The organism is Pseudoduganella rivuli, from assembly GCF_009674485.1.
In the GTDB taxonomy this organism is placed as follows: domain Bacteria; phylum Pseudomonadota; class Gammaproteobacteria; order Burkholderiales; family Burkholderiaceae_D; genus Rugamonas; species Rugamonas rivuli_B.
This window is the reverse complement of the sequence record NZ_WKJJ01000050.1, coordinates 1-7606: the sequence shown is the minus strand read 5'-3', so window position 1 is coordinate 7606 and position 7606 is coordinate 1. Positions and strand designations below refer to the sequence as shown.

Sequence of the window (7606 nt, the reverse complement as noted above, 5' to 3'; positions counted from 1 at the left end):
GGAGCGGCATGCGGCCAGGCTGGCCCGCGAAGCCCGGCGCGCGCCGGTGGAAGCCGGCGCATGGCGCGCCTGGTTCGACGGCTCGGCCACGCCCAATCCGGGCGCCATCGGCATCGGTGCGCTGCTGTGCGGGCCGCGCGGGGAACGGGTGGAAATCAGCCGCCGCGCCGGACATGGGGGCAGCAGCGACGCGGAATACCTGGCGCTGATCGCGTTGCTGGACGCGGCGCGCCAGGCCGGCGCCACGCCGCTGACGGTGTATGGCGACAGCCAGGTCGTCATCGGCGACGTGGGCGCGCCCGGGCCGGCCGCCAAAGGCATGGATGTGTACCGCGCACAGGTACGGGACTTGATGGCGCAGGTGGGCGGCGTGACGCTGCGCTGGGTACCGCGCCACCGCAACGGCGACGCGGACCGGTTGTCGCAGCAAGCTTTTGGCGCCGGCCAGGGACCTGGCCCCGCCGCGGATTGTGGTGCTGCCGCCACAGACTTGGCGGCGCGGCGGTGACACCGGGTCCGCCCGCGAAACCACAATATTATCCATAAGCAACGTTTTTGCGCGACAACAAAATCACCTATGGTGAAACTGGCAATCCCATGCCACAATTGGACAAACGCCGCCTTGTGCTTTCACCAGGGAAGGCAAGAAAGACTGGAGACCAATGAATACGCTGTTGAGCAGCTGGCATCCGCGCCTGGTGGCGCTGGCCGCAAGCGCCTTTGGGGACGATGGCGCGCATGATACCAATCACCTGCATCGCGTGTGGCGCAACGCCACCCAGCTGATGGACGATTACCCGGAGGCCGATGCGCTGGTCGTGCTGGCCGCCTGCTATCTGCATGACCTCGTGAATTTGCCGAAAAACCACCCGGAACGGCACCTGGCGTCGCGCCAGGCCGCCCTGCTGGCCAGCCGCCAGCTGGCGGCGCTGGGATTCCCGTCGAACCGGCTGGCCGCCGTGGCGCACGCGATCGAGAGCCATAGTTTTTCCGCCGGCATCACGCCGGAAACCATCGAGGCGAAAATCGTGCAGGATGCCGACCGCCTCGATGCGCTGGGCGCCGTCGGCCTGGCCCGCATGTTTTATACGGCGGGCCGCATGGGCTGCGCACTGGCGCACGCGGACGACCCGATGGCGCTGCACCGCGAACTCGACGACAAGATGTACTCGCTCGATCACATCGAAGTCAAGCTGGCCACCTTGCCCGCCAAGATGCAGACCGAGGCGGGCCGCCGCATAGGACAGGCGCGGCTGGCCGAACTGGCGTCGTTCCGCGACAGTTTCATTGCCGAGTGGGCCGCCAGCCCCGCCACGCCTTAAGGTGCGCTCCGCATGATGCCAGCCCCTGCCGAGCAAACTCCGGCGCCGTCCAAAGGCAACCTGAATTTCGTCCTGGTGTGTGTCTTCATCGACATGCTGGGCATCGGCCTCGTGGTGCCGGTGCTGCCGATCCTGGTGGGCGAGTACGTGCACGACAAGGAAGCGCAGGCGCTGTGGTATGGCGTCATGGGCGCCGTGTTCGGCCTGATGCAATTCATTTTCATGCCCATGCTGGGCGCCATCAGCGACCGTGTGGGACGCCGCCCCGTGCTGCTGTATTCGATGGCCGGCATGTGCATCAATTTCCTGTCGACGGCGCTGGCGCCGAACCTGGCGTACATGTTCATCGGCCGCGTGATCGGCGGCATGTCGTCGGCCAGCATGTCGGTGGCGTCGGCCTACGCGTCGGACATCTCGACCCATGAAAACCGCGCCAGGAGCTTTGGCAAGATCGGCGCCGCCTTCGGCCTGGGCTTTATCGCGGGTCCGATGCTGGGCGGCTTGCTGGGCGACGTCAACCTGCATCTGCCGTTTTACGCGGCCGCCGCGCTGTCCGCCGCCAACTTCCTGTATGGCTATTTCTGCGTGCCGGAATCGCTGCCGCAAGCCCAGCGCGCGCCGTTCAAGCTGACGCGCGTCAATCCGCTTGCCGGCGTCTTCAAGCTGGCGGGGCGCGACGATATCCGCGGCCTGGTCGTCGCTTTCGCGCTGATGACGTGCGCGCAAATGATGCTGCAATCGACGTGGGTGCTGTACACCAGCTTCCGCTTCAACTGGAGCACGGGACAAAACGGCCTGGCGCTGTTCTGCGTCGGCATGGCGGCCGCCGTGGTGCAGGCCGGCCTGCTGGGCGTGTTCATGCGCGTGTTTGGCGAAGTGCGGCTGACCCTGATCGGGCTGGCGTCCGGCTGCATCACCTACCTGCTGTACGGGCTGGCTACGCAAGGCTGGATGATGTACCTGTTCATTTGCTGCAACCTGCTGGCCTTTGCCGCCGGCCCGGCGCTGCAGGGGATCATTTCCAAGGCCACGCCCGCCAACGAACAGGGTGAACTGATGGGCTCCCTGCAATCGATCAGCAGCCTGGGGGCCATCCTGATGCCGCTGCTGGGCAGCTTCGTGCTGGGCCAGGTCAGCCATTTGCCGCCGAACGACTGGCGCATCGGCACCAGTTTCTTCATGTGCTCCACGATGCAAGCCATCGCCATCATGGTCGCTTACCATTATTTTTCGGCGCGCCGCCGCGCCAGGGGGCAGTCTGCATGATGCGCCGCGTGGTTTCCGCCGCCATGCTGGCGGCGCTGTTGAGCGGTCACGCCGCCGCGCAACAGGCGCAGGGTTCCTGCTCGCGCGATATCCAGGTGCCGGTGGCGCTGATCGGCATGAGCACGACCCAACTGGAAAACGGCTCGGTCGGCGGCATCTATCCTGAAGCGCTGCAGCACGCCGTGCAAAAGGCCGGCTGCAAATTCGTGTACTCCGTGGTGCCCCGCGCGCGGCTGGAAGTACTGTTCGAAATGGGCAAGGCCGATGTGCTGATCCCCGCATCGCGCACACCGGCGCGCGACAAGATCGGCATCTTCGTGCCCATGATCAGCCACCGCGCCACGCTGCTGTCGCTGGCCGGCGGCACGCGCGCGCCACTGACGTCCGCGCAGGACTTATTGGACCGCAAGGAATTGCGGGTGGCCGTGGTGCGCGGCTATGACTTCGGCGAACAATACCAGTGGCTGGTGCGGGAACTGGCGCGCCAGGGCCGGCTGTACCAGGAAGTCGACACCGTCGCCATCGCCCGCCTGATGCAGGCGGGCGCCATCGACGTCACCATCATGGGGCCCACCACCTTCCACGGCGCCGTCCAGCGCGACCCGCGCGTGGCGGGACTGGCCGACCGGCTGCGGGTCGAAGCGATCCCCGAATTGCCATGGAACTGGAGCGGCGCCTATGTGTCGCGCCAGTCGCTGAGCCAGGAAGACCAGGCCGCCGTGCGCGACCTGATCGAGCGGGTGGCGAAATCACCCGCGATCCTGGAAGGGTTCCAGCGCACGTACCGGGCGGATTTGCTGGCCGAAAGCGTGCGCCCGCGCTGACTGTCACGGCCGGTAATCGATCACCGGCAATTCAATCGCGCTGCCCGCCTTCGTCCCGTAATACACGCTGTGCGTGGCCTTGCGGTAGTCGCCGGGCTGCGCGTGGAAAATATTCGGCACGTAAGTTTGCGGGTTGCGGTCATACAGCGGGAACCAGCTGGACTGGATCTGCACCATGATGCGGTGGCCCGGCAGGAACACGTGGTTCGCATTGGGCAGCGCGAAGCGGTAGCGCTGTACCTGGCCTGCGGGAATCGGGGTCGGATGGGACAGGCTGTCGCGGTAGCGTCCCCGGAAAATGTCCATCGCGATGCCCTGCTGGTAGCCACCCATTTCCGGCTGTGACGGCACTTCATCCGGATACACGTCGATCAGCTTCACCACCCAGTCGGCATCCGTGCCGGTGGTCGCCGCATGCAAATCCACTTGCGGCGCCCCGGCAATGGCCAGCGGCGCCGCCAGCGGCGCGGTCATGTACACCAGCACGTCCGGACGGTCGCTGGCGAAGCGCTGGTCGCTGACCAGCCACGGCTTCCACACGTTTTCATCGTGCAGGCGCACGGGGCGCGGCACGAACGGCACGGGCTTCATCGGGTCGGCAATGTAATCGTCATGGCCGTCGCGTTTGGCCGCCACGAAGTCCAGGCCCAGGCCCGGCTGCAGGTACAGCGTGCGCGCCGCCGCCGGGCAGCCCGACGCGCACGATTGCGGCCATTGCGCATAGCGCTGCCAGCGGTCGGCGCCGGACTGGTAGCTGAGCACCGGCGGCGTATCGGCGGGCGGCGCGCCGTCCTTGAGGTACTGGTTGAAGAACGGTTGCAGCACGTCGCGGCGGAACTGGCGCGCCGTATCGCCTTCGAAACGCAACGCGCCCAACCGGCTGCCATCGTAATTGACGCCGCTGTGGCGCCACGGGCCGATCGCCAGGAAATTCATGCGGTTGTCCTTGTCCTGCTTTTCCATCGCCGCGTAGGCCGCGTAAGGGCCGTAGATATCTTCCTGGTCCCACTGGCCGACGATGTGCATGGTCGGCACTTGCAGCTTGCGCGCCCCCACCAGCCGGTCCAGCGCCTGCTCTTGCCAGTACTGGTCATAGGCCGGGTGCTCGAACAGTTTTTTCGTGAAATTCAACTGGTCCAGGCCGAAACGCTTCGCATAGCCGGCCGCGGAACCGGAGCGCAGCACGCTGTCGTAATCGTCGTAAATGCCGCTGGCCAGCCCTTCGCCCCGGCCTTTCACCGTGGTCTGTCCGGCCACGTAGTCGAGCGACGGCATGCGGAACGCGCCATTGTGGAACCAGTCGTCGCCGCGCCAGCCGTCGACCATGGCGCTCATCGGCGCGGCGACTTTCAGCGCCGGATGCGGGTCGGCCAGCGCCATCATGACGGTAAAGCCTTCGTACGACGAACCCAGCATGCCGACCTTGCCATTGGATTCGGCGACATTTTTCACCAGCCATTCGATGGTGTCCCACGCATCGGTGGCATGGTCGGTTTTCGTATTGTTGAGCGGACCGCGCAGCGGGCGCGTCATCACGTAATCGCCTTCGGAACCGTATTTGCCCCGCACATCCTGGAACACGCGGATATAGCCGTCGGCCACGAAGAATTCGTCGCCCTGCGGCAAGGAAGCCAGCAGCGATGGGCTGACATTGCGCTGCGCGCGCCGCGCCGCGTTGTACGGGGTGCGGGTCAGCAGCATCGGCGCGTTCTTCGCGCCCTTGGGGATCATGATGACGGTGTACAGTTTGACGCCGTCGCGCATGGGAATCATGACGACGCGGCGGATGTAATCCGCCTGCGCCACGGGGGCTTCGAAACTGGCGGGAATATCCGGCGCCATCGGAGGGGTTTGCGCCATCGCCACGGATGACAGTAACAGGGACAAGGTGATCGCAGCCGGCAGGCATTGTGGCATGAAGGGGTTCCTCGTTATTCTCAATAAGCAAGGCCCCATCGTACCGAACACCATTACCTTCGGCAACAGCCATACTGTGCGCGTGCGCGCACATACCGCGCCGTTGAGTCAGCCTACAGTGGCGGCATACTTTCAGGAGGACAGATCATGAAAAAACTGCTGATTGCCGTCGCGCTGGCGGGCGCCATGGGCGCCACCGCAGTGCCGTCGTTTGCCGATACCATCATCGTGCGCACGGCGCCGCCGCCACCCCGCACCGAAGCCATTCCCGACGCCCGCCACGGCTATACGTGGGTCGAAGGCCACTGGGACTGGAACGGCCGCCGCTACGTGTGGATCCGTGGCAAGTGGATCCGCGACCGGCCGGGCTACGTGTATCACCCGCAAACGTGGGAAGAACGCGATGGCCGCTGGGTGGCCGAACGGGGCCGCTGGGGCCGGGGCGACCGCGACCATGATGGTATTCCCAACCGCTATGACCGCGACCGCGACAACGATGGCATCCCGAACCGCTATGACCGCGACCGCGACAATGACGGCGTGCCCAACCGCGCCGATGCGCAACCCAACAACCCGCGCCGCTATTAATCCCTGACGCCGGGCTTGCCGCGGCCTTGACAGGGCCGCGGCAAGGTGCAACCATTACGGGATGAAAGTTTTCCAACCACATCGCTCCTGCATGCATAGCCAAAATTGGTGGCGCCGCTGAACCAGCGCGGCCATTGAATAGTGATGTGAATAATTAGTCAACGCCGCCTCTGCAAGGTGGCGTTTTTGTTGGCGCATCAGGCGGGGGCAAGGATAAGGAACCCCGTATGAACCAGCCAGCCGCACCGAGCACCACCTCCCCTACCGTGATCCTGACGGGCGACCGCCCGACCGGTCCCCTGCACCTGGGCCATTACGTCGGCAGCCTGCGCGGCCGCGTGCAATACCAGCACGACTACAAGCAGTTCGTGATGCTGGCCGATTCCCAGGCGTTGACGGACAACATGGATGACATCGACAAGGTGCATCGCAACGTGGTCGAAGTCGCGCTGGATTACCTGGCGGTGGGCATCGATCCTGCGAAGACCACGATTTTCATCCAGTCGCAGATTCCGGAACTGGCCGAACTGACGTTCTATTACCTGAACCTGGTGACGGTGGCGCGCCTGGAGCGCAATCCGACCGTCAAGCAGGAAATCGTATTGCGCGGCTTCGAGCGCGACATCCCGGCCGGCTTCCTGACCTACCCTGCCAGCCAGGCGGCCGACATCACGGCGTTCAAGGCGCAAGTGGTGCCGGTGGGCGAAGACCAGATCCCGATGATCGAGCAGACCAATGAAATCGTGCGCCGCTTCAACCGCACGTATAACCAGGAAATCCTCGTCGAGTGCAAGGCGCTGGTGCCGGAAATCGGCCGCCTGCCGGGCACGGATGGCAAAGCCAAGATGAGTAAATCGCTGGGCAACACCATCAACCTGGGCGCGTCCGCCGATGAAATCCGCGCCGCCGTGAAAAAAGTCTATACCGATCCGCTGCACCTGCGCGTGGAAGATCCCGGCCACCTGGAAGGCAACGTCGCCTTCATTTACCTGGATGCGTTCGACAACGACAAGGCTTCGCTGGCGGAAATGAAAGCGCACTACCAGCGCGGCGGCCTGGGCGATTCCATCGTCAAGAAACGCCTGGACGCGGTGCTGCAGGAATTGCTGGCCCCGATCCGCGCGCGCCGCGAAGAACTGGCCAAGGACAAGGGTTATGTGATGCAAGTGCTGAAGGAAGGCACCATGCGCGCCCGCGAAGTGGCGGCCCGCACCACGGATGAAGTCAAGTCCGCGCTGGGCCTGAATTACTTCTAAGTGAGGGCGCTGACCTGGACGCTGGTGGTGTACGGCATCGCCAGCGTCGTGTGCTTTCTTTTCTACGCGGCCGACAAGTCGGCCGCGCGCGCCGGCCGCTGGCGGGTTCCTGAACGGACCTTGCTGATGCTGGGACTGTGCTGCGGCTGGCCCGGCGGCATGGTGGCGCAGCGGTGGCTGCGGCATAAGTCGGTCAAGGCGTCGTTCCGGTGGCGGTTTTGGGTCACCGTGTTCCTGAACGTGGCTGCGCTGGGGGCGCTGGTTTTTCTCTACGGTGGCGGCGTGCGGGCAATGGCGGCTTGATACAACCAAGCCGCCCTTCTATGAAGTTTGTCCAGGTACGTCAGCAAATTCTTTCCAAACTGTGCTCCGCCTATTCGCCGACTGGCCCGGGGTCAAGGGTGTATCTTCCTTGACGCCGGGGCAGCCGGCA

8 protein-coding genes are annotated in these 7606 nt (G+C 64.9%); 7 read left to right on the top strand and 1 reads right to left on the bottom strand.

Annotated elements, in window-relative coordinates:
* The 4 genes from GJ700_RS34540 to GJ700_RS34525 all read left to right on the top strand — a co-directional run.
* On the top strand, positions 1 to 508 hold a 508-nt coding region (locus GJ700_RS34540; RefSeq protein WP_154382733.1), incomplete at its 5' end, for a ribonuclease HI family protein.
* 154 nt (positions 509 to 662) lie between these two features.
* Positions 663 to 1322 carry an HD domain-containing protein gene (locus tag GJ700_RS34535; RefSeq protein ID WP_154382732.1) on the top strand — a complete coding sequence of 220 codons (660 nt, stop codon included), beginning with the start codon at positions 663 to 665 and terminating at the stop codon, positions 1320 to 1322.
* Positions 1323 to 1334: 12 nt separating this feature from the next.
* On the top strand, positions 1335 to 2588 hold the full coding sequence (locus tag GJ700_RS34530; RefSeq protein ID WP_229507415.1) for a TCR/Tet family MFS transporter: 1254 nt from the start codon (positions 1335 to 1337) through the stop codon (positions 2586 to 2588).
* Positions 2585 to 3412, top strand: coding sequence for a substrate-binding periplasmic protein (locus GJ700_RS34525; protein WP_154382730.1), 828 nt, complete (start codon positions 2585 to 2587; stop codon positions 3410 to 3412). Before GJ700_RS34530 ends, GJ700_RS34525 begins: the two co-directional genes overlap by 4 nt.
* Positions 3413 to 3415: 3 nt before the next feature.
* Here GJ700_RS34525 and GJ700_RS34520 read toward each other — a convergent pair whose 3' ends face one another.
* On the bottom strand, positions 3416 to 5329 hold the full coding sequence (locus tag GJ700_RS34520) for a CocE/NonD family hydrolase (protein WP_154382728.1): 1914 nt from the start codon (positions 5327 to 5329) through the stop codon (positions 3416 to 3418).
* A 147-nt stretch (positions 5330 to 5476) separates the two neighbouring features.
* On the opposite strand from GJ700_RS34520, the gene GJ700_RS34515 reads away from it, so the two are divergent.
* The 3 genes from GJ700_RS34515 (at position 5477) to GJ700_RS34505 (ending at position 7476) form a co-directional block, all read left to right on the top strand.
* A complete protein-coding gene (locus tag GJ700_RS34515) occupies positions 5477 to 5917 on the top strand; it encodes a YXWGXW repeat-containing protein (protein WP_154382725.1) in 441 nt (146 codons plus the stop codon).
* Positions 5918 to 6144: 227 nt separating this feature from the next.
* Positions 6145 to 7173 carry a tryptophan--tRNA ligase gene (gene trpS, locus GJ700_RS34510; RefSeq protein WP_154382723.1) on the top strand — a complete coding sequence of 343 codons (1029 nt, stop codon included), beginning with the start codon at positions 6145 to 6147 and terminating at the stop codon, positions 7171 to 7173.
* Complete coding sequence (locus tag GJ700_RS34505; RefSeq protein ID WP_371868261.1) at positions 7174 to 7476, top strand: DUF1294 domain-containing protein; 303 nt, start codon at positions 7174 to 7176, stop codon at positions 7474 to 7476.
* Positions 7477 to 7606 lie beyond the last annotated feature (130 nt).

Bases quoted from the DNA above. Each gene is read 5' to 3' on its own strand.
- GJ700_RS34520 (WP_154382728.1), bottom strand. From the start codon at position 5,329: ATGCCACAATGCCTGCCGGCTGCGATCACCTTGTCCCTGTTACTGTCA.
- GJ700_RS34530 (WP_229507415.1), top strand. From the start codon at position 1,335: ATGATGCCAGCCCCTGCCGAGCAAACTCCGGCGCCGTCCAAAGGCAAC.
- GJ700_RS34525 (WP_154382730.1), top strand. From the start codon at position 2,585: ATGATGCGCCGCGTGGTTTCCGCCGCCATGCTGGCGGCGCTGTTGAGC.
- trpS (WP_154382723.1), top strand. From the start codon at position 6,145: ATGAACCAGCCAGCCGCACCGAGCACCACCTCCCCTACCGTGATCCTG.
- GJ700_RS34535 (WP_154382732.1), top strand. From the start codon at position 663: ATGAATACGCTGTTGAGCAGCTGGCATCCGCGCCTGGTGGCGCTGGCC.
- GJ700_RS34515 (WP_154382725.1), top strand. From the start codon at position 5,477: ATGAAAAAACTGCTGATTGCCGTCGCGCTGGCGGGCGCCATGGGCGCC.